Here is a 26,011-nt window from a genome sequence, read left to right on the forward strand (position 1 = left end):
CTCCGGTCAGGCCCTGGCGGTGGCAGCCACCGAATGGGTTTTGGCATCGATGATGGACAGCGTGGCGCTGACGCTGCCGGTGCGGCCGTCCTCGAACTTGACCTGGGTCTCGATGAACTGCTCGCGCTTGCCCGTGTACAGCGCATCGACCAGCACGCCGTACTTGTCGGCAATGAAGCCGCGGCGCACCTTGCGCGTGCGGGTCAGCTCGTCGTCGTCGGGGTCCAGCTCCTTGTGCAGCACCAGGAAGCGCGCCACCTGCGTGTCGGCCATGCCGGCTTCGGCGGCCAGGTCGGCGTTCACCTGGGCCACGCAGTCGGCCACCATCTCCAGCACCTTGGCCTTCGATGCCAGGTCCACATAGCCGCCATAGGGCAGGCCCTGGCGCTCGGCCCAGTTGCCCACGGCCTCGTAGTCGATGTTGATGAAGGCGCAGACCTGGTCGCGGCCGTGGCCGAAGCACACGGCCTCCTTGATCTGTGGGAAGAACTTGAGCTTGTTCTCGATGTAGTTGGGCGCGAACATGGCGCCCCGGCTGGTCTTGCCCACGTCCTTGGCGCGGTCGATGATGCGCAGCTGCCCGCTGGCGTCGATCACGCCGGCATCGCCCGTGTGGAACCAGCCGTCGGCATCCACCACCTCGGCCGTGGCGTCGGGGCGCTTGTAGTACTCCTTGAGCACGGACACGCCCTTGAGAAGCACCTCGCCGTTGTCGGCGATCTTCAGCTCGATGCCCGGTGCGGCCTGGCCCACGCTGCTCAGCTCCACCTGCCCGTCGCGCTGTATGCACACATAGGCGCAGGTCTCGGTCTGGCCGTAGAGCTGCTTGAGGTTGATGCCGATGGAGCGGAAGAAGCGGAACAGCTCGGGCCCGATGGCCGCACCCGCCGTGTAGGCCACGCGGATGCGCGACAGGCCCATGGCATTGCGCAGCGGCCCGTAGATGCACAGGTCGCCCAGCGCGTACTTCAGGCGGTCCAGCGTGCCCACCGTCTTGCCGTCCAGGATGTCCGAGCCCACGCGGCGCGCCACGGCCATGGCGCGGCCGTACATCCATTGCTTGAAGGGCGCGGCGTCCTCCATGCGGATGGACACCGAGGTCAGCATGCCCTCGAAGATGCGCGGTGGCGCGAAGTAGTAGCTGGGGCCGATCTCGCGCAGGTCGATGGACACGGTCGAGGCCGACTCCGGGCAGTTGATGGTGAAGCCCGCCACCAGCCACTGCGCGAAGGAAAACAGGTGGTCGCCCACCCAGGCCGGAGGCAGGTAGGAGATCACGTTGTCGCCGGGGCCCAGGCGGTCCACCTGCACGCCGCCGCGTGCCGACTCGCCGAAGCTGCGGTGCGTCTGGCAAACGCCCTTGGGCTTGCCGGTCGTGCCCGAGGTGTAGAGGATGACCGAGACATCGTCGGGCGACAGCGCGGCCAGCATCGCGTCCCAGGCGCCCGGGTGTGCGGCATCCCACTCCTGGCCCTTTTGCAGCAGCGCCTCGGTGCTGATCAGCCCGGGCTGGTCGTAGTGGCGCAGGCCGCGCGGGTCGTCATAGATGATGTGGCCGAGGCCGGAGACGCTCTCGCGCACCTCCAGCAGCTTGTCGACCTGCTCCTGGTTCTCGGCAAAGGCGAAGTCGATCTCGGCATCCTCGATGACGAAGCGCATCTCGGCGGCCACGGCATCCTGGTACAGCGGGATCGGTACGCCGCCCAGCGCCTGCACGGCAATGAAGCCCATGTAGACATGGGGCCGGTTGTCGCTGATGAAGGCCAGATTCTGGCCGCGTGCCAGGCCCAGCGCCGCCAGGCCGCAGGCCATGTGGCGCACGGTCTCGGCGGCCTCGCTCCAGCTCCAGGTCTGCCAGATGCCGTATTCCTTCTCGCGCAGCGCCGGCGCCAGGGGGCGCTGGGCGGCATGCTGGAGCAGCAGGTGCGGGAACGTGGTCGTCATTCCATGTCCTTGGATGTTCGTGAATGGTGGTCGCATGGTGCAGATGCCCAGGCTGTGACCTACCGGCTTGGACTGCATCCTAGGACTGGCTTTGACGCCGTGGTGTCTGTTTGACGACAATCCGCGGGAAACTCATCATCGGGAAAACGCGCCGTAACAAAAGGTGCCAAAACGGTCTCATGTCCCGCTTGGGGGCTTGCGCATCCGGGAATGTGCGCGCGCCGCGGTCCTTCTGGAAATCCCGCTCACGCCAGCCACCGGGCTCGGGCAATGCTTGGGTGGTTTTGATGATTGATCCGCGCACCCTCGCCGCGACTCCATGAGCCAAGAACTGTCACTGCACCAGCGCCGCCGCGCGCCCCGGCCCGAGGAACTCGAAGGCATTCCCTGGCTGGCCGTACTCCAGCCCGCCGAGCGCGAACGGGCCCAGAAGGCGCTGGTCGTCGGCGACGCCCAGCCCGGCGACTATGTCTGCCGCACCGGCCGCGCGCCCACCTACTGGTTCGGAGTGGTCGAAGGCCTGCTCAAGATGAACACCGACGGCGCCGATGGCGCCAGCATGACCCTGGCCGGCCTGCCCCCGGGCGGCTGGTTCGGCGAAGGCACGGCCGTCAAGCGCGAGCCCTATCGCTACAACGTGCAGGCCATACGCCGCAGCGTGGTCGGCGGCCTGCCGATCGAGACCTTCCACTGGCTGCTGGACCACTCCATCGGTTTCAACCGCTTCGTCATGAGCCAGCTCAACGAGCGCCTGGGCCAGTTCATCTCGGCCCGCGAAATCGACCGCCTCACCAACCCCGACCTGCGCGTGGCCCGCAGCCTGGCCGCGCTCTTTCACCCGCTGCTGTACCCGGGCGTGGGCGAGGTGCTGCGCATCACCCAGCAGGAACTGGCCTACCTGGTGGGCCTGTCACGCCAGCGCGTCAATGAGGCGCTGTCCGTGCTGCAGCGCGAAAACGCCATCGTCGTGGAGTACGGCGGCCTGCGCGTGCTCGACCTGGAAGCGCTGCGCAGCGGGCTGTTTGCGGCGGCGCGGCGGGCGGCCTGACGCCGCCCACTGCCAACCACTTGCGGCCTCAGATCACGCCTTCGCGCCGCAGCCTCTCCTGCTGCTGCGCATCCAGCCCCAACGCCGCATAGATGCGTGCATTGTCCTGGCCTGTGGCCGGGCCGCTGCGGGGCGAAGGGGCCTGGCGGCCGGTAAAGCGTGGCACGGGCGCGGGGGCGGCGAGGGGGCCCAGGTCGGGGTCGGGCAGGGTGATGAAGCTGCCGCGCTCCACGAAATGCGGGTCCTGCAGCGCGTCCTCGGCCGAGCAGACCTTGCTGAACGGAATGTCGTGCGCGGCCAGCGCGGCCGTGGCCTGGGCGCAGTCCAGGGCTGCGCACCATTGCACGATCTGCGCATCCAGCGCCTGCAGGTGGCGTATGCGCGCGGCGTTGTCCGCAAAGCGCGGGTCGGCGGCCAGCTCGGCGCGGTCCATGGCCTGGCACAGGCGCGCGAAGATGGCGTCGCCCGTGGCGACCACGGTGAGCCAGGCGCCGTCGCGCGTGCGGTAGACGTTGGAGGGCGCCGTGTAGCCCGCGCACGATCCCGTGCGGCTGCGTGCCTGTCCGCCCAGCTGGAATTCGGCCGCCAGAGGGTCCAGCAGGCGCAGCATGGCTTCGGTGGCCGACAGGTCGATCTCCACGCCGTGCCGTTCGCCTGGAGGCTGTGCATTGCGCTCGGCCAGTGCGGCTGCGATGGAGAAGGCGCCGAACAGTCCGGCCACGGCATCGCCCAGCGGGTAGTTCATGTGCTGGGGCGGGCCGCCCGCCTCGCCCGTGAGGTGGGCGAAGCCGCTCATGGCCTCGAAGATGCGCGCAAAGCCCGGCCGGCGCGCATAGGGACCTGTCTGGCCGAAGCCCGTCAGGCGCAGCACGATGAGGCGCGGGTTGCGGGCATGCAAGGTGGCCAGGTCCAGCCCCCAGCGGTCCAGCGTGCCGGTGCGGAAGTTCTCCACGAGCACGTCGAAATCCTCGATCAGCCGCAGGAACAGCGTGCGGCCCTCGGCCTTGCGCACATCCAGCGAGATGCCCTGCTTGCCCCGGTTGGCGGTTTTCCAGAACACGGCGTGGCCGTCGTGCACGGGGGCCAGGCTGCGCAGCGTGTCGCCGCCGCCGGGCAGCTCCAGCTTGACGACATCGGCGCCCAGGTCGCCGCACAGCGTGGCCGAGAAGGGGGCGGCCAGCACCGTGGCCATGTCGAGGATGCGCACACCCTCCAGCGGATAGCCTTGGCGCTGCATCAGTTGCCTTTCAGGTCCACGTTCTTCAGCACGGGCTCCCAGGCGCGGCGGTCTTCGGCCACGCGCTTGTGGAAGTCCGCCGTCTGCGTGGGCAGCGGCGTGGCACCCAGGCGCGCCAGCTTGTCGCGCGTCTCGGGCAAGGCCATGGCCTTGGCCAGCGCCTGGTTGAGCGTGGCCACGATCTGCTGCGGCGTGCCCTTGGGCGCGGCCAGGCCCACCCACAGGCCGGTGTCCAGCCCGGCCACGCCCAGCTCGGCAAAGGTGGGAATGTCGGGCGCTGCGGGCGAGCGGCTCTTGCCGGTCTGCGCCAGGATGCGGATCTGCCCGCCTTGCATGTAGGGCAGGGTGCCGCCCAGGTTGTTGCACATCACCGGGATGTGGCCGGCCATGAGGTCGTTGACGGCCGGGGCGTTGCCCTTGTAGGGCAGGTGCTGCATCTTGGTGCCGAGCCGGTGGTTGACCATCTCGCAGACCAGGTGCGAGGGCGTGGCCGTGCCGGCCGAGCCGAAGGACAGCGTGCCGGGCCTGGCCTTGTCGGCCGCCACCAGTTCGGCCAGCGTGCGGTAGGGGGTCTTGGCGTTGACGGCGATGACGTTGGGCAGGTCGGCCACCAGGCCGATGTACTCGTAGTCGGTCAGCGGGTTCCACTTGAGGTTGGCGTGCACATGGGGCAGGAAGACATTGCTCAGGCCTGCCATGAGCAGGGTGTAGCCGTCGGGCGCGGCGCGGGCCACGAGTTCCGAGCCGACCAGGCTGCCCGCGCCCGGCTTGTTCTCCACCACCACCGGCTGGCCCAGGGCCTGGCCCAGTTCCACCGACAGCGCGCGGGCCACGAGGTCGGTGCTGCCGCCTGCGGGAAAGGGAACGATCACGCGCACGGGCCGATCGGGAAAAGCCGCTTGGGCCGTTTGGGCAGCCTGCGCGCAGGCACACAGCGCGGCCAGCAGGCCCAGGGTGGCCAGGTGCTTCGAGGTGAGGGGATGTGTCATGGGGGCCTCCGGTGTCAGGCGCTCTCGCGCAGCATGAGCTTGGCGATGTTGAGCTGGTGGATCTGGCTGGTGCCTTCGTAGAGGCGGAACAGGCGCACGTCGCGGAAGTAGCGCTCGATGGGGCTGAAGTCGGCCACATAGCCCGCGCCGCCGAACATCTGCACGGCGCGGTCGGCCACGCGGCCGCACATCTCGGAGGCGAAGTACTTGCACATGGAGGCGGACAGCGCCACGTCCTCGCCCCGGTCGCGGGCGCGGGCGGCCTCCAGGATCATGGATTGCGCCGCGAAGATCTCGGTGCGGCTGTCGGCCAGCATGGCCTGCACCAGCTGGAAGCTCGCCACCGGCTGGCCGAACTGCTCGCGCTGGCGCACATGGGCCAGCGCCAGGTCCAGCATGCGGATCGCCGGTCCCGTGCACAGCGCTGCCAGGTGCAGGCGCTGCTTGTTGAGCACCTTCATCACGGTCTTGAAGCCCTGGCCCTCGCGCCCGCCGATGATCTGGTCGGCCGGCACGCGGCAGTCCTGCAAATGCACGTCGGACACGGGCGAGCCCGCCTGGCCCATCTTGCGATAGGGCTGGCCTGTCACCAGGCCCGGCGAGCGCTCCACGAAGAAGGCCGTCAGCCCCTCGCTGCCCGTGCTGCCTTCGCCGGTGCGGGCGATGACGGTGAAGACATCGGCCAGCGGCGCATTGGTGATGAAGCGCTTGCTGCCGTTGAGCACATAGTGGTCGCCCTCGCGGCGTGCCGTGGTCTGGATGTTGCTTGCCTCCGAGCCCGCGTCCGGCTCGGTCAGCGCCAGGCAACCCGTGAGCTCGCCGCGCGCCATGCGCGGCAGCCAGCGCTGCTTTTGCGCCTCGGTGCCGTCGGCCACCAGGGCTTCCGAGCCAATCCCGGTGTTGGTGCCCACGCGGGCCCGCAGCGCCACCGAAGCCTGGGACAGCTCGAAGGCGCAGCGCACCAGCTCCTCGGTGCTCAGGCCCAGGCCGCCATAGGCCTGGGGAATGCTCCAGCCGAAATAGCCCTTGTCGCGCAGCTCCTGGACCACGGCGGGCGGAATGCTGTCGTCGCGCTCGATCTGCTCTTCGAGCGGATGCCAGCGGTGGCGCACGAAATGGCGGATGTCTGCAATCAACGCCTGCAGGCGGGCGTCGGCGGGATGGGGGGTGGGGGCTTGGCTCATGGGCCGCACTGTAGGAAGCGCGGGCACCAGGGCTGCAATGCAGTTTCAAATATTGAAATGCAGTTGCGGCTTTGCGGCCGTGGTCCGCACAATCGCCACGTGCCCCACACCCCCATTGCCCACCAACCCAGGGACTCGCAGGATGTCTGCCGCATCCGCGAGCAGGACCCGTATTTCGCGGGCACGCTGGCCAAGGGGCTGATGATTCTCCAGTGCTTCGTCAGCGACCCGCGCCCGCATGCCAACAGCGAGCTGGCCCGCCGCCTGGGCCTGCCGCGCCCCACCGTGTCCAGGCTGTGCCGCAGCCTGCAGACCATGGGCTACCTGGACCATGACGAGCGGCTGGACCGCTACTTCGTCGGCCCGGCCGCCGTCGCCCTGGGCTACCCCTATGTGATCAATACGCCCTTGCTCGGCCCGCTGCGCCTGCCCATGCAGGCGCTGGCCGACCGTGTGAAGGGGGCGGTGTCGGTGGGCGTGGTCATGGACCTGGATGTGGTCTACCTGGATACCTGCGCCTGGGAGGGCGGCACGCTCAAGCGACCCGGCGTGGGCGCCGTGCGCGGCGTGCTGGAAACGGCCATGGGCCGGGCAGGGCTGGCCCAGTTCGATGCCGGGGAACTGCAGCGCTTCCTGGACCGCGTGCGCAGCCAGCGGCCCGAGGAATATGCGCGCTGCAGGGACAACGCCAGCGAAAGCCTGGCGCACTATGCTGCCCGGGGCTTCGCGGTCAACATGGGCGACTCCGGCCTGGGCGTGTGCGCCGTGGGTGCGGCCTCGCGCATCCGCTATGGGTCGCGCCGCCTGCTGTTCAACTGTGCCGTGCCGGGCCTGCGCATGCCGGCCCGCACGCTGATCCGGGATGTGGGCCCCCAGTTGGCGCAGTTGGTGGCCCTGTGCGACCGGCTGCCCGTGGACCGCTGATCTGCGGGCCTGGCGCTTCAGAAGGCGGCCAGCACGATGCCGATGGCCAGCAGCACGCCGAAGGAGATCCAGCCGTTCTTCTGGTCCAGGCCGCCGATCTGGCGCAGCGCCTCTTCGCGCGCAGCGCCCACCAGGCCCCTCTGGTTGATCTGCTGTATGCGCGTGACCAGCCATTGCAGGTAGGTGCGCTTGACCGTGAACGAGATGGCCACCGCGATGCCAAGCACGCGCCCGGCACCGCCCGTGCCGGGCATCAGCAGATTGATGATCAACAGGGTGATGAAGGCCACCACGGCATAGGCGTAGACGCGGCGCGCAATGGCCCAGGAAACGCCCATGAAGGGAATGGCGGTCCAGCAGGGACTCATGGATGCGAAAAAGCCCTTTTTCCCGCTGACCATGCGCTCCCACAGTGGCCGGTATTTTTCAGCATTCGGGCCGATGGCGGTCTCCATATCGGACCACTCGATTCCAGTCAAGTCCGGCTTGGTGATAAGCAGCGCCTTGAATTGTTCTTTCAATGGAGTGGAATTCGATAGGTTGGGTGTATCGCTCATGGTTTTCCTTGTTGAATGAGGCGGGAGTCCGGGCGGGATGGTCTGGATACCGCAGCAGGCGCTGCGCGAAGGGCTGGTGTCTCGAAAAAGCCCCCCGTTTCTGGCCGGGCGCCATTCTATGGGGAGATGTATGGGCAATGGCAAGCCCAATGGGTTGATTCGCAATCGCCAATGAATGAAATCGCCCAAATAAAATACAGTTTTTTACATGTCGCATGCCGTGCATTGGAAGATCCCAATCGGCCGGATTGAAGATGTTTTGCCGATGTGATTCGCTTCTTGTCGATTTTTCATTGAGGATTCATCCGGTTGTGCATATCGCGCCGGATACAGCGATTGGGATGGGTCGGCCGCCAGGCGCATTGCATGGGGCATGAATGTGTGGTGCGGAACATGGCGAGCCCGCCGGGGCGCAGGGCCGGGCGGCGGGGCTGGCAAGGGGGCCCTGGCGGCCTGCCCGCAGGCCGCCCGATAGTCGCCCGATAGCCGAGCGCAATGCCCGTATTGGCCGCAGGGCGCAGCCGCTGCGGGCCTTGCCGCGCGACAATGGCGGTCTAATGTCATCCCCTACTTCTTCCAAACCGTCCCGGCCCGGCGCCGACGAGGCGGCAGCGCCCTCCGCGCGCCCTGTGCTGCGCCGCCCCGAAAAGCCACAGGCCGAGCCGGCTGGCGATGCCCGCCGCCCTTCGGGTGGCGCGGGCAAATCTGCGGGCGCACGCGGTGGCCCGCGCAGTGACCGCAACGACCGCAATGAACGTGGCGGCGACCGTGGCGGCCGCAATGATCGTTACGAGCGCTCCGACCGCCGTGATGGCCCCCCTCGCGGCGATGCCCGCGGTGGGGCACCCCGAGGCGATGCCCGCGGTGCAGCACCCCGCGACGACGCCCGTGACCAGCGCCCGCGCAGCAGCGGTTTCGGCCGTGCCGAGGACCTGGACCGTTCCCAGCCGCGTGGCGACTGGCGCGAACAGGGCGGCGGCGAAAACCGTGCCCCGCGCGAGCAGCGCGACATGCGCGATGCCCGTGATACGCGCGATGCCCGCCCCCGCGCCCGCCCCGCCCGGACGATCGCCGCGACCGGCCCTATGGCCAGCGCGATGAGCGTCCGCGTGATGGTCAACGCGATGGCCAACGTGACGGCCAGCGCGACGGTCCCCGTGACGGCCCGCGTGAAGGTGGTTTCCGCGACCGTCCCCGTGACGATGCCCGCGGCCCCCGCCGTGACGATGCCCGCGGCCCCCGCCGTGACGATGCGCGCGGACCGCGCCGCGACGACGCCCGTGGTCCCCGCCGTGATGACGCCCGTGGCCCGCGCCGCGACGAGGCGCCCCAGGCCGAGCCCGCCTACCGTCCGCTCAGCGGCATCCGCACCTACCGTCCCGCCGACGGTGGCGCCAGCCGCGAAATCCCCGTCAAGCGTGCTCCCGAGCCGCTGCAGGAGCAGGTTCCCGGTGGCGTGCGCATCAACAAGCGCCTGGCCGACATGGGCCTGTGCTCGCGCCGCGAAGCCGACGAGTGGGTGGACAAGGGTTGGGTCCGCGTCAATGGCGAACTCGCCGTGATGGGCCAGAACGTGGTGGCGGCCGACCGCATCACCGTCGAGCGCGAAGCGCGCGAGCGCCAGGACCAGCAGGTCACCATCCTGATCCACAAGCCCATGGGCTATGTCAGCGGCCAGGCCGAGGACGGCCACGAGCCCGCCGTGGTCCTGGTCACGCCCCAGAACCACTGGAACCAGGACACCAGCCGCACGCGCTTCAACTTCGCGCAGCTCAAGGGCCTGGCGCCCTGCGGCCGGCTGGACATCGACTCCGTGGGCCTGCTCGTCATGACCCAGGACGGCCGTGTGGCGCGCCAGATCATTGGCGAAGACTCGGAGATGGACAAGGAGTACCTGGTGCGCGTGACCTACGGAGACCGCGACATCGACGTGCAATCCGTGTTCCCGGCCGAGCAGCTGGCACGCCTGTGCCATGGCCTGTCGCTGGACGGCGAGGCACTCAAGCCCGCCAAGGTGGACTGGCAGAACCCCGAGCAGCTGCGCTTTGTGCTGACCGAAGGCAAGAAGCGCCAGATCCGCCGCATGTGCGAACTGGTGGGCCTGCGCGTGGTGGGCCTCAAGCGCATCCGCATCGGCCGCGTGACGCTGGGCAACCTGCCTGTGGGCCAGTGGCGCTACCTGGGTGCACACGAGAATTTTTAGCACCCCCTGAGCGGCTGCGCCGCTTCCCCCTCTCTCGCTTCGCGGGAGGGGGACGGCACCCTCGGTGCGGGACGGCCCTTCCTCGGTGCCCCTGATTTGGGCAGCGACGGTTTTGAGCTCGTGTTTAGAATGCGAACCATTCTCAAACGAGCTTCAGCGCTGCGGCACGCCAGTCCGGGGCGCGTCCGTCTTTTCATGCGCGCACCGGCCGATCCCGTACACACCCTCTATGTCGAACACCACGGCTGGCTGCAAGGCTGGCTGCGCCGCAAGCTGGGCAATGTGTTCGAGGCTTCCGATATCGCGCACGACACTTTCGTCAACGTGATCACCTCGGGCATGGCCGGCCGCATCGAGCAGCCACGCCCCTTTCTGGCCACCGTGGCCCGCCATCTTGTGATCCGCCAGCACCGGCGCCGGCTGCTGGAGCGCGCCTATCTCGACACCCTGGCCCTGTTGCCCGCTGAACTTGCCCCTTCGCCCGAAGAGCGGCTGATCGCCCTCGAATCGCTGCAGGCCGTGGACCAGGCGCTGGACGCGCTGGCGCCCAAGGTGCGCGAGGCCTTCCTGCTGGCCCACCTCGAAGGCCTGAGCTATGCGGACATCGCCACGCGCCTGGGCGTGTCCATGACCAGCGTCAAGCGCTATCTGGCCCAGGGCTATGAGCGCTGCTTCGTGCTGGCGCTGTCCTGATGGCGCCGGTGCCTTCCGATCCTCGGCGCCTGTCCAGCGCCGCGCCGCTACCCGGCAGCAGTATCCAGGCGCCCCAGGCGCTGGGCCGGCCCTTGCCGGCCGCCGTGGCGCGGGCGGCGGCCGGCTGGTTTGCGCTGCTGCAATCGGGCCAGGCCTCGGCCGCCGACCGGGCGCGCTGGCAGCGCTGGCTTGATGAAGACGCCGACCATGGCCGCGCCTGGGCCCATCTGCAGGCCGTCACGGGCGCGCTGACGGGGCTCAACGCCGGTGGCGCGGGCTATCGCAGCCTGTCCGCCGCTCCCCGGGCTGCGCGGCGTCGCCTGCTGGGCCTGTTTGTGGGCCTGGGCACGGCGGCGGGCGCGGGCTGGCTGGCCAGCCGCACGCCGCAGTGGCAGCAGATGGCGGCCGACTACGCCACGGGCACGCAGCGCCGCCGCTGGACCCTGCCCGACGGCACGGACATGCTGCTGGGCCCCGGCAGCGCCGTGGCCTTGCAGTTCGACGGCAGCGAACGCCGCCTGCGCCTGATGGCTGGCGAGGCGCTGTTCACCACCGGCCATCCCGCAGGTGCGCTGGGCGATCTGCCCTTTGTGGTGGAGACCGCCCACGGCCGCGTGCGCGCCCTGGGCACGCGCTTCATGGTGCGCAGCAGCCATGCAGGTGCGCGCGTGGCGGTGTTCGAGCGCGCCGTGGAGCTGCGCACGGCCGGCACAGGCGCATCCGCACGGCGTCTGCAGGCGGGCGAGGCCATGGACTTCACGCGCACCGGCTGGAGCACGGTGCAGCCGGCCGGCCCTGCGGACGACGCCTGGAGCCGGGGCCAATTGTGGGTGGACAACCAGCGCCTGGACGACTTCCTGGCCGAGCTCAACCGCTACCGCCCCGGCTGGCTGCACGCCGATCCGGCCGTGGCCGGGCTGCGGTTCTCGGGCGTGTTCCCGCTGGACGAAGGCGGCATCGATGGCACGGACGCCGTGCTGGCCATGCTGCCCGGTGCGCTGCCCGTGCAACTGCGCTGGCGCACGCGCTGGTGGGTGGTGGTGGAGCCTGCGCAGGCGCGCGGCTGAGGCTTTTTTCTTCCTTTTCGCATTTTTTGCGCCGGGGGTGACCCGATTTCCCGCGCCGCGCTTCCTTGCTTCCGAGAGCTTTGATTTTCGACATCGGAACACAGGGAGAACCCAGGACCATGCAACCCCTTTTCATGCCCCGCCCCGCGCTGGCGCTGGCCATCGCGCTCATGCCCGCCGCCGTGCTGGCCCAGGCCCAGCGCAGCTATGACGTCGCTGCCGGCCCGCTGGATGCCGCCTTGCGCAGCACGGCCGCCCAGGCCGGCGTGGCCCTGATCTTCACGGCCGAGCAGACGGCCGGACAGCGCAGCGCGGGCCTGCGCGGCAGCTATACGGTGGAGGGCGCCTTCGAGGCCCTGCTGGCCGGCACCGCCTGGCAGGCCGTGCGCCAGGCCAGCGGCGCCTATGCGCTGCGGCGGGTGGAGCCGGTGGTGCCCGCTGCCGCTGCAGGCGCCACGCTGGCCACGGTCAACGTGACGGCCGCTGCCGAGCGCAGCGCGGTCTCCGAAGGCACGGGCTCCTACGCCACGCGCCAGTCCAGCACGGCCACACGGCTGGGCCTGTCGCAGCGCGAGACGCCGCAGTCCGTCAGCGTGGTCACGCGCCAGCTCATGGACGACCAGGGCCTGACCAGCCTGCCGGAGGTGCTGGAGAAGACGCCCGGCATTACCGTGGGCCGCAACGACAGCGAGCGCACCACCTTCTACTCGCGCGGCTATGCCATCGAGAATTTCCAGTTCGACGGCGTGCCCAACACCATGGACTCGGCCAACCAGTACACGACCTCGCTGGCCGACAGCGCCATCTATGACCGCGTGGAGGTGGTCAAGGGCGCCACAGGCCTGCTCACGGGCGCGGGCTATCCGTCGGCCGTGGTCAACCTGGTGCGCAAGCGGCCCACCAAGACCTTCCAGGCCTCGGCCGAGGCGGCCATCGGCAGCCATGACCGGTTGCGCGGCGTGGGCGACATCTCCGCGCCGCTGACCGAGGACGGCCGCGTGCGCGCCCGCGTGGTGGCCGTGGCGCAGAACGCCAAGTCCCATGTGGACGACTACAGCCGCAACGTGCGCAGCCTGTACGGCATCATCGAGGCCGACCTGGGTCCGGGCACGGTGGCCAGCCTGGGCATTGACCACATGCAGACGCGCGCCAACGGGGCCAGCTTCGGCCACATCCCGCTGTTCTTCAAGGATGGCAGCCGCACGCATTTCCCCACCTCGCTGAACCCGGCCGCGCGCTGGTCGTACTGGGACAACGACAGCACCAACCTGTTTGCCGAACTCAAGCACAGCTTCGGCAATGGCTGGAAGGCGGACCTGTCGGCCAGCCGGCTGCGCCAGTCGCGCGACGTGGAGGTCGGCGTGGCCGCCCACGGCATGGTGGACCCGGTCAGCGGCCTGGGCATCAACATGCTGTCCAACAAGATTCCCACCGATGCCACCACGCAGGCCGTGAATGCGGCGCTGTCCGGGCCGTTGCAGCTGTTCGGGCGCGAGCACGAGCTGTCGTTCGGCGCCAGCTGGTCGCGCCAGCGCCGGCATGCGCCCGGCTACACCAACGCCTACGGCCCCGTGGGCAACTACTTCGAGTGGGACGGCCAGGTGCCGCGGCCCGATTTCCAGCTGCGTGACCACCGCATGACGCGCATCGTGGAAAAGGGCGTCTTCGGCGCCGCGCGCCTGCGGCCCACGGACGACCTGTCGGTGATCCTGGGTGCGCGCGTGAGCTGGTACGACATGCTGGACGACACCACGGGCCTGGACGGCAGCTACGGCGTGAACAACGCGCTGCGCGTGGCGCACAAGACCGTGCCCTATGCAGGCGTGGTCTATGACCTGAACCGCCAGCTGTCGCTGTACGCCAGCCAGACCGATATCTTCAATCCGCAGACCTACTACAAGGACGCAGCCGGCAGCCCGCTGCCGCCGCTTACGGGCCGCAGCCGCGAAGTGGGCGTGAAGGGCGAGTTCCTGGACGGCCGGCTCAACGCCTCGCTGGCGCTGTTCCACATCCAGCAGCGCAATGCCGCGCAGTACGTCAGCGCCAATCCGGAAACCGGGGAAGAGGTCTATGCGGCCATCGACGGCGTGACCAGCAAGGGCGTGGAGATGGAGGTGTCGGGCAGCATCACGCCGGCCTGGAACATCTACGGCGGCTACACCTACCGTACCTCGCGCGCGCCGGCCCAGCCCGATGTGATCCTCAGCGCCGTCAACACCAACCAGCCGCGCCACCTGTTCAAGCTCAGCACCAGCTACCGTCTCAACCCGCAGTGGACCGTGGGCGGCTCGCTGGCCTGGCAGAGCCTGACCTACTACCAGCAATCCTCCGCCCCCTATGCACGCGCCGACCAGCGCGCCTATGCGCTGGTGGGCCTGATGGCGCGCTACGACGTGGACCGCCAGTGGTCGGTGACGCTGAACGTCAACAACCTGTTCGACAAGACCTATATGCCGGGCCTGGGCTCCTATGGCACGGGCGTGTATGGCGATCCGCGCAATGTGCTGGTCACGGCCCGCTACAGGTTCTGATGCGGCTGCCTGGCGGCTGTGCCACTAGGCCTGCGACCACATCCGCAACAGGTTGTGGTACGTGCCGGACAGCGCGGAAAGCGCGGGGTCGCCCGGGTGGCGCACCGTCAGTTGCTGGATCTGCTGGTCCAGGTCGAACAGGATGCGGCGCTTCTCGTCCGAGGCCACGAGGCTGTGCGTCCAGAAGAAGCTGGCGTAGCGCGTGCCGCGCGTGACGGGGTTGACGCGGTGCAGGCTGGTGCCGGGGTAGACGATGGCGTCGCCTGCGGCCAGCTTCACGCTCTGGTGGCCGAAGGTGTCCTCCACGACCAGCTCGCCGCCTTCGTACTCGTCGGGCTCGCTGAAGAACACGGTGGTGGAGACATCGCTGCGCACCTTGATGGCCGTGCCGGGGATGGTGAAGATGGCGTTGTCTATATGGTTGCCGTAGGTGCCGCCGCCTTCGTAGCGGTTGAAGCGCGGCGGCAGCACCTTCAGCGGCAGGGTGGCCGACATGAACAGCGCGCTGGCCCCCAGCTTGTCGAGGATGAGGTTGCCTATCGCCTGGCCTGCCTGGCTGTCCAGCGGCAGCTGCAGGTTGGCCTTGACCTGGGCCGCCAGAGGGCCGGCCGTGGCGCGGCCGTCCTGCCACGGGGCCTGCTCCAGCGCCTGGCGGCACTGGCGCACTTCGTCGGGGCTGAGCAGGGCGGGTATGCGGAGCATCATGGCAGGCGGTCCTCAGGGGGGGAATCAGCGAGTGTCCCGCAAAAAAGCCCCGCAGGCGGCGATGGCCTGCGGGGCTTTGCGGTGATCTGCGCAGCGTCAAGCCGCTGCGCTTTCGCCCGGGGCGATCAGCAGATCAGTACGTCCACTTGAGCGAGGCCACGGCCGAGCGGCCTGCGGCCATGGTCGCGTAGTGGGGCGAGCGGATGCCGCTGTAGTAGACCTTGTCGCCCAGGTTGTACAGGTTCAGCTGCACGGTCAGGTTGCGGTCGATCTGGTAGGCCACCATGGCGTCGTAGCGCGCATAGCCGCTGGCACCCTTGGTGACGATGCCGCCATCCACCGTGGACAGGATGTAGCTCTGGTTCACGCTGCTCTGGGCGTAGATGCCCAGGCCCACGGTCAGCTTTGCCATGGGCTTGTAGCTGGTCCACAGGCTGAAGCTGTGCTTGGGCGTGTTGGGGAAGGGCTGGCCATTGGCCACGCTGCCCGCGCCTGCGTTCTTCTGCTCGCTGTCCATGTAGGTGTAGCCGCCGAAGACGCTCAGGCCCGGCAGCACGCTGCCCGTGAAGCCCAGTTCCACGCCGTTGACCACCTTGTTGCCGCCCATGTAGGTGACACCGTTTTCGGTGATGCGCGCATTGGTCACGTCGTTGCGGAACAGCGCGGCGGTCAGCGCCAGGCGCTTTTCCATCAGGTCCCACTTGGTGCCCAGTTCGAGCGAGCGGGTCTTCTCGGGAGCGAGGTTGGCCAGCTGGTCGGTGGAGATGCCCAGGTCCTCGTTGCCGTTGCCCAGCATGGAGCCGCCGGGGCGCGAGGAGGTGCCGATGCTGGCGTAGATGCTGCCGTTGGTGGCCGGCTTGTAGACCAGGCCCAGCTGGTAGTTGAACAATGTGTCCGAACGGCTCAGGTCATAGGCCGGCGTGGTGCGGCCGGCGGGACCGGAGGAGCTGATCTTGTAGTGGTCCATGCGTAGGCCGGCATTGAGCAACCACTGGTCGTTGAACTTCAGCGTGTCGAAGCCGTACAGCGCCACGGTGTCGATCTGGTTGTGGCTGGGGTCGCCCAGCGTCACGGGCAGGTTCCACAGCGGGCTGCTGTCGGGGTTGTTCAGCGAGGCGCACCACAGGCTGGCGGCCGTGCAGGTGGTGTTGGTGGTCTGCAGCGCGGCGATGCGGGACTCGGCCTTTTCCTTGGACAGTTCCAGGCCGAACGAGTAGCTGTGGCCCACGCTGCCGGTCTGGGCCTTGCCCGTGAATTCCGAGAGGTTCTGCAGCGTCTTGATGTCGGCCACGCGGGCATTGCCGCGGCGGAACACATAGCCATTGACGACATTGCCCTTGCTGTCGTCGGGCTGGGTCCACAGGTAGTCCTGTTCGGTCTTGCTGTAGCGCAGGCTGTTGCGGAACTTCTGGGTGTCGGTGAACTTGTGCTCCACGGTGGCCGTGAACAGGTCGCTCTTTTCCTTTTCGTAGTCGCGGCTGGTCAGGCCGTACCAGTTGTCGCGGTTGTTGCCGTAGGTGGGACGCACCACGCTGCCGCCGCGCAGGCCGGCCGCAGCCGTGCTGCTGTACAGGTAGGGCACGCCGCCATCGGGAATGTTGTCGGTCTGCAGGTGCTGCCAGGACAGCGAGACCTCGGTGGGCGTGCCCATGCCGAAGGTCACCGTGGGTGCAATGCCCCAACGCTTGTTCTCGGGGCCGCTGCGGCCGGGAACGTCGGCGTCGTGCACCATGGCGTTCAGGCGCAGGCCCACGCCTTCGCCCAGCACGCGGTTGGCGTCGATGGTGGCGCGCCGGTAGCTGTCCGTGCCCAGGCCCACGTCGCCGCTGATGAAGTTCTCGTTCCTGGCCTTCTTGGTCACCAGGTTGATGGAGCCGCCAGCGCCGCCACGGCCTGCATAGGCCGAATCGGCGCCCTTGATGACTTCCACCGCTTCCAGGTTGAACACTTCGCGCGTGCCGGCCGCAATGTCGCGCATGCCGTCCACGAAGGTGCTGGCCTGGGCATCCATGCCGCGGATGAAGGGCTGGTCACCCGAGGGGTTGCCGCCTTCGCCGTTGCCGAAGGTGATGCCGGGCGTGGACCGCAGGGCTTCCTGCAGGCTTGTCGCGCCGGTCTGCTTGATGATTTCCTCGTTGATGACCTGCACCGTCTTGGGCGTGTCCACCAGCGGGGCCGTGAACTTGGCTGAGGAGGCGTTGTCGGTCTTGACGGGCGCTTCGGTCGAAGACGTCACGTTCACGGTGCCCAGCGTGGTGCTGGCCTGCGCAAAGGCCGGGGTGCCAGCAAGGCACAGGGCTGCGGCAAGGGCCAGCTGGGTGAGGTTCGCGGGGGGGAGGATTTGTTGGATTTTGCTCATGTTCACTCCGATGAAAGCCCGCGGATTGTTATTGCGAATCACTAGTGTTCGGTTTCTGCTTCGTAAAGTTGGCTGGTTTGTGCCGGGTGAAAGTCCTTGGCGTTGCCGCCATGCAACAAACGAAAACCGTGTTTCACCAAAGATTCAATGAAAAAAGCGGCTGTCGCCAGCCGCTTGAGTCTTCTGCGGGGCGCCTGCAGCGCCCGTCCCTGGCCTTATTCGTTGGCCGGGTTGGCCAGCAGGGCCTTGTAGATCACGGCGCCGATCAGCGCACCCACGATGGGGGCCACCCAGAACAGCCACAGTTGCGAGATGGCGATCTCGGGGCCGAACAGGGCCGGGCCCGTGCTGCGCGCGGGATTGACCGAGGTATTGGTCACGGGAATCGAGATCAGGTGGATCAGCGTCAGGCACAGGCCGATGGCCAGCCCGCCAAAGCCGGCTGCCGCGCGCTTGGCCGTGGCGCCCAGGATGACCAGGATGAAGAAGGCCGTCATCACCACCTCGGTGACCAGGGCTGCCGTCATGCCGTAGCCGCCCGGCGAATGCGCGCCGTAGCCGTTGGTGGCAAAGCCGCCGATGTCGGCACCGGCCTTGCCCGTGGCGATCACATAGAGGATGGCCGCGCCCGTGATGGCGCCCAGCACCTGAGAGACGATGTAGCCCGGCAGTTCGCTCCAGGCAAAGCGCCCGCCCATGGCCAGACCCACGGAGACGGCCGGGTTGAAGTGCCCGCCCGAGATGGGCCCGAAGGCATAGGCGCCCGTGAGCACCGTCAGGCCGAAGGCCAGCGAGACGCCGACCAGGCCGATGCCCACCTGCGGGAAGGCGGCGGCCAGCACGGCCGCACCGCAGCCGCCCAGGGTCAGCCACAGGGTTCCGAGGAATTCTGCGGACCATTTTTGAACAGAGCTGTGCATGGAAAATCTCCTGAAGCAGGCCCGCCATTGCGCCCGGGCCCTGCGCGCACCGTCCGCCGCACAGCGGAAAGTGGCGCAGTTATAGCCCTGCGCCAGCCCCGCCGTGAGGGCGAAAAAGTGAACAATCGTCCAGAGCCTGCGCCGCCACAGGGGCGGCGGGGTCTTGATAATGCGCTCGCCGGCCCGAGATGAGGGCTGATTTTTTCCCTGTTGTGAACCCATAGGACATAGGACACTGTCTGCATGAGCAAGCAAACCCATTCTTTTCAGGCCGAAGTTGCACAACTGCTGCACCTGGTCACGCATTCGCTGTACTCCAACCCCGAGATCTTCCTGCGCGAGCTGGTCTCCAACGCATCGGACGCCTGCGACAAGCTGCGCTTCGAGGCGCTGAACAATGCCGCGCTGTATGAAGACCAGCCCAACCTGGAAGTGCGCGTGTCCTTCGACGCCGCTGCCAAGACGCTGACCATTGCCGACACCGGCATCGGCATGAGCGAGCAGGAAGCCATCGACAACCTGGGCACCATCGCCAAGAGCGGCACCAAGGCCTTCATGGACAAGCTGTCGGGCGACCAGAAGTCGGACTCGCAGCTGATCGGCCAGTTCGGCGTGGGCTTTTACTCGGGCTACATCGTGGCCGACAAGATCACCGTGGAAACACGCCGCGCGGGCCTGCCGGCCTCCGAAGGCGTGCGCTGGACCAGCGGCGGCACGGGCGAGTTCGAGGTCGAGCAGATCGAGCGCCCCCAGCGCGGCACCAGCATCACGCTGCACCTGCGCCCCGAGGCCGAGGAGTTCCTCAACGCCTGGAAGATCAAGCAGGTCATCGGCAAGTACTCCGACCACATCAGCCTGCCCATCCTCATGGAAAAAGAGGAGTGGAAGGACGGCGAGAACGACCAGCCCGGCACCATGGAGAAGACGGGCGAGTGGGAGACCATCAACAAGGCCAGCGCGCTGTGGACGCGTCCCAAGAAGGACATCACGGCCGAGCAGTACCAGGACTTCTACAAGGCCATCAGCCACGACTTCGAGAACCCGCTGACCTGGAGCCACAACCGCGTCGAGGGCAACACCGAGTACACGCAGCTGCTGTTCATCCCGGCCAAGGCGCCGTTCGACCTCTACAACCGCGACAAGAAGGCCGGCGTCAAGCTCTACGTCAAGCGCGTCTTCATCATGGATGACGCCGAGGCGCTGATGCCCGGCTACCTGCGCTTCGTCAAGGGCGTGATCGACTCGGCCGACCTGCCGCTGAACGTCAGCCGCGAGCTGCTGCAGGAAAGCCGCGACGTGCGCCTGATCCGCGACGGCTCGACCAAGCGCGTGCTGTCCATGCTGGAAGACCTGGCCAAGCACGATCGCCACGACGCTGCCGCTGACGCGGCGGCCGACGGCGTCACCGACGTGGTCAGCGAAGAGGACAAGGCCAAGGAAGGCAAGTACAGCCAGTTCTACGCCGAGTTCGGCCCCGTGCTCAAGGAAGGCCTGGGCGAGGACTTTGCCAACAAGGAACGCATCGCCAAGCTGCTGCGCTTTTCCTCCACCAGCCAGGACGAGGCCATCGTCTCGCTGGCCGACTACAAGGCCCGCATGAAGGAAGGCCAGGACGCGATCTACTACATCACGGCCGACTCCCTGACCGCAGCCCGCAACAGCCCGCAGCTCGAAGTCTTCCGCAAGAAGGGCATCGAAGTGCTGCTGATGGCCGACCGCGTGGACGAATGGGCCATGGGCTACCTGACCGAATTCGACGGCACGCCGCTGCAGTCCGTGGCCAAGGGCGCCGTGGACCTGGGCAAGCTGCAGGACGAAGAGGAAAAGAAGGCCGCCGAGGAAGCTGCCGAGACCTTCAAGCCCCTGCTGGCCAAGCTCAAGGAAGCGCTCAAGGACAAGGCCGAGGACGTGCGCGTGACCACGCGCCTGGTGGACTCGCCCGCCTGCCTGGTGGTGCAGGACGGCGGCATGAGCCTGCAGCTGGCGCGCCTGCTCAAGCAGGCCGGCCAGCAGGCGCCGGACGCCCGCCCCGTGCTGGAGGTCAACCCCGAGCATCCGCTGGTCAAGAAGCTGGACGGATCGGTGCATTTCCATGACCTGGCCAACATCCTGTTCGACCAGGCCGTGTTGGCCGAAGGCGGCATGCCCGAAGACCCGGCTGCCTACGTCAGGCGCGTGAACGCGCTGCTAGCGTGAGTTCCTCACAAGGATTGCCCCGCCGCATTCCCTAGGCCTTAGTGCCTGCTCACTGCCGCGCCGCCGCGCGGCAGATCAGCATTGCAAGCCGGTGCCAGCCAAGCTGCCACCGGCTTTTTCACGTCCGCGTTCCGTGAGGAAAACTGACCGAAAAAGGTCGACTCACGAAAAACTCACAAATACCTCTAAATACTCACTTTTGTTAAAAATTCCAGATCATATTTACTTTTGGTAATAAAGAACCATCATGCCTCCTTTTGGTGCGTCCGGTAGTCGGCTTTCTGACAGAGCTGTTCCAGCCGGGCACCTCGTGCGTCCGTGCCTGCGGCATTCGGCGCTGTCAACGAAGCAAAAGAGAGGTTTGTATGGCTTTCACGAGAAAGGGCTGGCTGGCGCGTGCGCTGCTGTCCGGCGGCTTGCTGGCAACAGCGGCTGCCGTGGCGGCGCCGGCCGACACCGACATCCTGGTCAACCAGGACGGTCTCTATGACGGACAGGACGCATCGGCAGGCCCTGCCGGCGGCAACTTCACCTATGTGGCCAAGGTCAGGCACAACAACATCGGTCCCGACGCCATAGGCGTCACCCTGACCGAGGTGCTGCCCGTGGGCGCCGTGTTCCAGGGCTACAGCAGCAGCCCGGGCGGCATCACCTGCACGGCACCCGCGGCTGGTACGGTGCTCACCGCAGGCAACAACACGCTGGTCTGCAACATCGGCAACCTGGCGCCCGCCGATGGCTTCAAGTCCGTGGGCTTCGAGGTCATCCTGCCGACCGTCGGCACCAACTGGCGCGCCGTGGCCAGCGCGCGCATGGCATCGCCCGACTACGACAACGACCAGAACAACACGCAGCTCGATCGCAACTTCACCACCACCGAGGCCGCCGATCTGGCCATCGCGATAGCCGCTCCCGCCAGCGTCGCCAACGGCGGCGCGTTCCAGTACACCATCGACGTGCAGAACAAGGGCCCGTCCGAGGTGCCCGCCGGTGGCCGTACCGTGGTGCGTTTCCCCGTGCCCAACGGCGCCGTGGTCACGGGCGTGCCCTCAGGCAGCGGCTGGAGCTGCACGCCCGCCTCGGGCTATCCGCTGATCTCGGGCGAGCTCAGCTGCACGCGCGGCGGCCCGGTGCTGCCGGGCGCCGTGCTGCCTTCCATCTCCGTGCCGGCCATCGCCAACATGAGCGGCACCATTGCCGGCGCTGCCAGCGTCAAGGGCTACAAGGACGCCAGCACCGAGATGCCCGACGGCCAGTCCGGCAACAACACCGCCAGCGCCGCCGTGGTCTCCAGCGGTAGCGAGTTCGTGGATGTCTCGCTGCGCAAGCAGGTGGCGCCCACGGTGCTGGATGCGCTGCAGGCGACCGAGGTCACCTACACTCTGCAGCCGCGCCGCGAAGGCGGCTCCCTCGTGCCGCGCGATCTCACCATCACCGACACCCTGCCGGCCGGCGTGACCTTCACGGGCTTCGACGGCAGCACGGCGCCCTGGAACTGCGGCCACAACAGCGGCACCATCACCTGCACCCACGCGGGCGAGTACCCGGTGGCCGGCTACGCCAACATGCAGGCCATCCGCTTCAAGGCCAGCGTGGCTGCGGGTGGAACGCCGGGTGCGCAACTGGTCAATCAGGGCGTGATCGGGGTTCCACCCGAACTCAACGAGCCCAACAAGACCAACAACACCGATAGCGCGGCGGTGAGCTTCAGCAACGATGCGCGGCTGCGCCTCGTCAAGGCCGGCCCCAGCCGCCCGGTGCTGGCGGGTGAGGAGTTCCAGTACACGATCACGGTGACCAACAACGGTCCCATGCCTGTGCTGCCCAATCAGCTGATCACCGTATCCGACACCCCTGCGGACAACCGAATGACCGTCATCGGCATGTCCGGTGCGGGCACCGGCGCGGGGGACTGGACCTGCGCCGCCCAGAGCTGCACCTCGACCGCGGGCCTGGCCGTGGGCGCCAGCCGCCGGATCACGGTCAGGGCCAAGGTCACGCTGGCCTCGGGCCATCTGGACTTCACCAATAACGCCTCCGCTGGCGTGATCGGCCGGGACAATGCATCGGCCACCACCTCCGCGACCGTCACCGTGTCCGCCGACAAGGTGGATGTGGGCATCGTCAAGAGCGTGGTCAGCCCTGTGCCGCCGGCCTCCATCAAGAGCGGTGAAGAGGTCACCTACCAACTGGTGGTGAAGAACCACTCGGCCAGCACCACGGTGACGAATGTCCGCGTGCGCGACGCGCTGCAGTCCCTGGTCAAGCAAATTGACGGCGTGCGTATCGTGGGCGGCAACCCGGTGGACGAGGCCGGCAATCCCGTGCCGTACACCTACCCGGGCGGCGGCTTTGTCTCCAGCCGCATCGTCTCCGGCGCCAACGCCAGCTGCGGCACCCCTTCGGGCGGCGTCAACAGCGAGACGCGCGATCTGACCTGCGACATCTCCTCCATGGCCCCGGAGGCCGAGGTGGTGATCGAGGTCAAGATCCGCCCCAAGCGCGCCACCACCGGCACCTATGCCAACGCGGCCTCGGCCCAGTCCCTGGACATCCATGACGCCGATCCCGGCAACGATTCCTCTACGGCCAGCATCACCGTGCAGGCCATCGCGGAAATCGCGGCGCAAAAGCAGGTCTCGCCCAAGGTGGCCGCTGCGGGCGAGCCGCTGACCTATACGGTCACGGTGCCCAACTACGGCCCCTCGTCGGCCGCCAATGTCACGCTCAAGGACGTGCTGCCTGCAGACGCCATCTTCATCGGCTCGCCCACGGTCTCCGGCGGCGGCACCTGCACTCCGGCTGCCACCGATGGCGTGCAGGGCGGAACGCTGGAATGCGCCTGGACCGATCCGCTGGCTGCAGGCGAGCAGTACACCGTGAGCTACAAGATGCGCTCGCGCGGCGATCTGGCGGCCGATACGGAGATCTCCAACACCGTGGCGGTGGACACCACCACCGAGGAGCTGACCAAGGCCAACAACCAGGCCGAGGCCAAGGCCCGGCTCAAGCGTGCCGAGCTGGATGTGAACATCAGCATGCGCCACACTGCAGACGGCCTGGTGCTGGGTGAGGACACCGAATACACCATCACGGTGACCAACTCCGGCCCCTCCTACGCCACCCAGGTGGTCGTGACCGACAAGTTCCCCGCATCGGGCTCCACGGCCACCTTCAGCTACCAGAACGGCCTGGCGCTGGCCGGCATTCCCGGCGCCTCCGCATCCTGGTGCGGCGTGCAGCCGGCGCTGAACGCGACCAGCGGGCCTCTGCAGTGCACCATCCCCTCGCTGGCGCCGGGCCAGAGCATGACCATCAAGTTCAAGATGCGCGCACAGACCCTGCCCGACAAGGCATCGGGCGGCACCATCTACCACGAGGCCTCGGTCAAGCCCTTCGAGACGGAATGGCTGAGCAATGGCGGCGATGTGATCGTCAACAACACCACCACCGACCGCACCTCCACCAGCCGCCAGGGCAATGCCGTGGACCTGGGGATCGGCAAGCAGGGCCCCGCCGGCCCGCTGGACGATGGCGACACGGCCAGCTACACGCTGACCGTCACCAACTACGGCCGCGATCCGCAGTCGCCCGCGGGCGGCTCGGTGACCGACGTGTTGCCCGCAGGGCTGGAGTTCGTCTCGGCCTCGGCAGGCTGCAGCTATGCCAGCGGCACGCGCACCGTGACCTGCAGCGTGCCGCAGCTGGCCCAGGGCGGCACGGCGGTCTTCACGCTGGAGACAAAGCTGGACAAGCCCTACAAGGGCGCCCGCCCGCTGGTCAACTCGGCCACGGTCTCGGTGCCCGGTGACGGCAATCCCGACAACGACAAGAGCACGACCACCACGCCGCTCAAGCCGGGGCCGGGCGGCACGGCCAGCATTCCCACGCTGTCGCAGTGGGGCCTGATGCTGATGTCGTCCCTGCTGGCGCTGATGGCGCTGGGAACCATGCGCAGGCGCGAGCGTCGGTGATGCGCCCGTGACGGCAAGGGCCGGTGGCGTGATTCACGCACCGGCCTTTGTCGTCTTTGAGCGGTCCGAAGATAATGCGAGCCTATAGAGGGACACTGTTTCGCAACTGCCAGGTCGCAAGCCCGGCAACCAACACTCCAAGACCTGCCATGCTGCGCTTCTTTCTGATCTTTCTGGCCATCCAGCTGACGATGTTCGGGCTGAACCTGCTCAGTTGGGTGCAGCAGCACATCGTGCTGCCCTGGACGGCCTTCCTGGCGCACATCTGCGCCTCGCTGGTGACCTGGTTCGACAGCACGGCCTCGGCCACGGGCAAGGTGCTGTGGAACACGGCCACGGGCTTCGGCGTCTCCATCGAGGCCGGCTGCAACGGCCTGGAGGCCTACATCGTGCTGTTTGCCGCCGTGATGGCCTTCCCCTCGTCATGGCGCCAGAAGCTGGTGGGCCTGCTGGCCGGCTTCGTGGCCGTGCAGGCCATCAACGTGCTGCGCGTCATCAGCCTGTTCTACCTGGGCCAGTGGAGCACCACGGCCTTCAACTTCGCGCACGAGTACCTCTGGCAGGCGCTGATCATGCTGGACGTGCTGGTGTTCTGGCTGCTGTGGGTGCGCTGGAGCGGCCGCAAGGCGCCGTCGCAGGATGACGGCGGCCAGCCGCCGCTGCCGCCCGCCGCTGCAGCTTCCGCCGCCGTGGCCACCTGAGGAGCAGGCCATGATCGGACGCAATCCCATCTCGCGCTTCGCGGCCCTGGCCATGGGCGGCATCGTGGTGCTGACCCTGGCCTGGACGCTGGCGGCCGGCTGGCTGGCCGTGCCGGTGTCCGGCATGAGCAAGTGGGTGCTGGAGAACGCCGCCAACGGCTGGGTGCAGCGCGTGGACCTGGAGACGCCCCGCAGCCTGGTCGTCAATTCCTCGGTCCAGGTCTCCAACGAGCAGACCGGCTGGCGTCGCGCCGAGGCCATCGTCGAGGTCGATCCCGCCCGCTACGGCTACGGCCTGACCGTGCTGGTGGCCATGCTGCTGGCGGCCTGGGGTCCGGGCCGGTGGTGGCGCATCCTGGTGGGCTATGTGGCGCTGCTGCCCTTGCAGACCTTCAGCGTGGTCACGCAGGTGTTGATGCAGTTGTGCCTTGCGGCGCGGCTCGACCTCAACGTGCTGGGCATACAGACATGGCAGTTGGAGGCCATCGTCTACGCCTACCAGATGGGCGGGCTGATGGTGCCCACGCTGTGCCCGGTGCTGCTGTGGCTGGCGCTGGACATGGGCTTTGTGCGCCGCGTGCTGCTGCCGGCCTGGAACCGCAGCCGGGTGCCTGCCGCCGCGCCCCAGCCCATGGTGGCACCCAAGCCATCGGCCTGGCGCCAGACCGATGGCGCGGCCACCTCCACCGGCCATCCGCTGGTGTCTTCCAGCAGCGCGGCCACCCTGCCCAAGGCCAAGGCCACCAGCGGCACGCCGCAGCGCTGAAGGTTATGCGCGG

18 protein-coding genes are annotated in these 26,011 nt (G+C 67.9%); 10 read left to right on the top strand and 8 right to left on the bottom strand.

What is annotated here, in order from left to right; translation table 11 throughout:
- Positions 1 to 6: 6 nt before the first annotated feature.
- On the bottom strand, positions 7 to 1,944 hold the full coding sequence (locus CLV01_RS06035; RefSeq protein WP_099734768.1) for an AMP-dependent synthetase/ligase: 1,938 nt from the start codon (positions 1,942 to 1,944) through the stop codon (positions 7 to 9).
- Between the two features lie 319 nt (positions 1,945 to 2,263).
- Between CLV01_RS06035 and CLV01_RS06040 the strand changes: the two genes are divergently transcribed.
- A complete protein-coding gene (locus CLV01_RS06040; RefSeq protein WP_012203091.1) occupies positions 2,264 to 2,992 on the top strand; it encodes a Crp/Fnr family transcriptional regulator in 729 nt (242 codons plus the stop codon).
- 28 nt (positions 2,993 to 3,020) lie between these two features.
- On the opposite strand, the gene CLV01_RS06045 is transcribed toward CLV01_RS06040, so the two are convergent.
- The 3 genes from CLV01_RS06045 to CLV01_RS06055 are packed head-to-tail and all read right to left on the bottom strand — an operon-like array spanning position 3,021 to position 6,402.
- Positions 3,021 to 4,229, bottom strand: a complete 1,209-nt coding sequence (locus tag CLV01_RS06045; RefSeq protein WP_099734767.1) for a CaiB/BaiF CoA transferase family protein — start codon at positions 4,227 to 4,229, stop codon at positions 3,021 to 3,023.
- Positions 4,229 to 5,218, bottom strand: a complete 990-nt coding sequence (locus tag CLV01_RS06050; protein WP_063327369.1) for a Bug family tripartite tricarboxylate transporter substrate binding protein — start codon at positions 5,216 to 5,218, stop codon at positions 4,229 to 4,231. The genes CLV01_RS06045 and CLV01_RS06050 overlap by 1 nt, the downstream gene beginning before the upstream one ends.
- 14 nt (positions 5,219 to 5,232) lie before the next feature.
- Entirely contained in the window at positions 5,233 to 6,402 is a 1,170-nt protein-coding gene (locus CLV01_RS06055; RefSeq protein WP_099734766.1) for an acyl-CoA dehydrogenase family protein, read from the bottom strand.
- Positions 6,403 to 6,459: 57 nt separating this feature from the next.
- Between CLV01_RS06055 and CLV01_RS06060 the strand changes: the two genes are divergently transcribed.
- Positions 6,460 to 7,326, top strand: a complete 867-nt coding sequence (locus CLV01_RS06060; RefSeq protein WP_099734765.1) for an IclR family transcriptional regulator — start codon at positions 6,460 to 6,462, stop codon at positions 7,324 to 7,326.
- Between the two features lie 17 nt (positions 7,327 to 7,343).
- On the opposite strand, the gene CLV01_RS06065 is transcribed toward CLV01_RS06060, so the two are convergent.
- Positions 7,344 to 7,883, bottom strand: a complete 540-nt coding sequence (locus CLV01_RS06065; RefSeq protein WP_013804344.1) for a hypothetical protein — start codon at positions 7,881 to 7,883, stop codon at positions 7,344 to 7,346.
- Positions 7,884 to 9,339: 1,456 nt separating this feature from the next.
- Here CLV01_RS06065 and CLV01_RS06075 point away from each other — a divergent pair.
- The 4 genes from CLV01_RS06075 to CLV01_RS06090 all read left to right on the top strand — a co-directional run bounded on the left by CLV01_RS06075 (position 9,340) and on the right by CLV01_RS06090 (position 14,377).
- The gene (locus CLV01_RS06075) at positions 9,340 to 10,086 is read left to right on the top strand and encodes a pseudouridine synthase (RefSeq protein ID WP_257221208.1); all 747 of its coding nucleotides are present in this window, start codon (positions 9,340 to 9,342) and stop codon (positions 10,084 to 10,086) included.
- 195 nt (positions 10,087 to 10,281) lie between these two features.
- The gene (locus tag CLV01_RS06080) at positions 10,282 to 10,779 is read left to right on the top strand and encodes a sigma-70 family RNA polymerase sigma factor (RefSeq protein ID WP_013804342.1); all 498 of its coding nucleotides are present in this window, start codon (positions 10,282 to 10,284) and stop codon (positions 10,777 to 10,779) included.
- Entirely contained in the window at positions 10,779 to 11,846 is a 1,068-nt protein-coding gene (locus CLV01_RS06085; protein ID WP_099734764.1) for a FecR domain-containing protein, read from the top strand. Before CLV01_RS06080 ends, CLV01_RS06085 begins: the two co-directional genes overlap by 1 nt.
- A gap of 119 nt (positions 11,847 to 11,965) precedes the next feature.
- Complete coding sequence (locus tag CLV01_RS06090) at positions 11,966 to 14,377, top strand: TonB-dependent siderophore receptor (protein ID WP_099734763.1); 2,412 nt, start codon at positions 11,966 to 11,968, stop codon at positions 14,375 to 14,377.
- A gap of 24 nt (positions 14,378 to 14,401) precedes the next feature.
- Here the strand turns inward: CLV01_RS06090 and CLV01_RS06095 are convergent, their stop codons facing one another.
- From CLV01_RS06095 to aqpZ, 3 genes are all read right to left on the bottom strand, one after another.
- Positions 14,402 to 15,082, bottom strand: coding sequence for a Fe2+-dependent dioxygenase (locus tag CLV01_RS06095; RefSeq protein WP_099734762.1), 681 nt, complete (start codon positions 15,080 to 15,082; stop codon positions 14,402 to 14,404).
- Positions 15,083 to 15,215: 133 nt separating this feature from the next.
- A complete protein-coding gene (locus tag CLV01_RS06100) occupies positions 15,216 to 17,441 on the bottom strand; it encodes a TonB-dependent receptor (protein WP_099734761.1) in 2,226 nt (741 codons plus the stop codon).
- Positions 17,442 to 17,656: 215 nt separating this feature from the next.
- Positions 17,657 to 18,361 carry an aquaporin Z gene (gene aqpZ / locus CLV01_RS06105; protein WP_012203105.1) on the bottom strand — a complete coding sequence of 235 codons (705 nt, stop codon included), beginning with the start codon at positions 18,359 to 18,361 and terminating at the stop codon, positions 17,657 to 17,659.
- A 243-nt stretch (positions 18,362 to 18,604) separates the two neighbouring features.
- Between aqpZ and htpG the strand changes: the two genes are divergently transcribed.
- The 4 genes from htpG to CLV01_RS06125 all read left to right on the top strand — a co-directional run bounded on the left by htpG (position 18,605) and on the right by CLV01_RS06125 (position 25,998).
- Positions 18,605 to 20,557, top strand: a complete 1,953-nt coding sequence (htpG, locus tag CLV01_RS06110; RefSeq protein WP_034390114.1) for a molecular chaperone HtpG — start codon at positions 18,605 to 18,607, stop codon at positions 20,555 to 20,557.
- Between the two features lie 365 nt (positions 20,558 to 20,922).
- Positions 20,923 to 24,531: an IPTL-CTERM sorting domain-containing protein gene (locus CLV01_RS06115; protein WP_099734760.1), complete on the top strand. Its 3,609-nt coding sequence runs from the start codon at positions 20,923 to 20,925 to the stop codon at positions 24,529 to 24,531.
- A 149-nt stretch (positions 24,532 to 24,680) separates the two neighbouring features.
- The gene (gene xrtH, locus CLV01_RS06120; RefSeq protein ID WP_099734759.1) at positions 24,681 to 25,232 is read left to right on the top strand and encodes an exosortase H; all 552 of its coding nucleotides are present in this window, start codon (positions 24,681 to 24,683) and stop codon (positions 25,230 to 25,232) included.
- Positions 25,233 to 25,242: 10 nt separating this feature from the next.
- Positions 25,243 to 25,998, top strand: coding sequence for an exosortase H-associated membrane protein (locus CLV01_RS06125; RefSeq protein ID WP_099735210.1), 756 nt, complete (start codon positions 25,243 to 25,245; stop codon positions 25,996 to 25,998).
- Positions 25,999 to 26,011: the final 13 nt, after the last annotated feature.

The sequence above is a fragment of the Delftia sp. 60 genome (assembly GCF_002754395.1).
GTDB lineage: Bacteria > Pseudomonadota > Gammaproteobacteria > Burkholderiales > Burkholderiaceae_C > Comamonas > Comamonas acidovorans.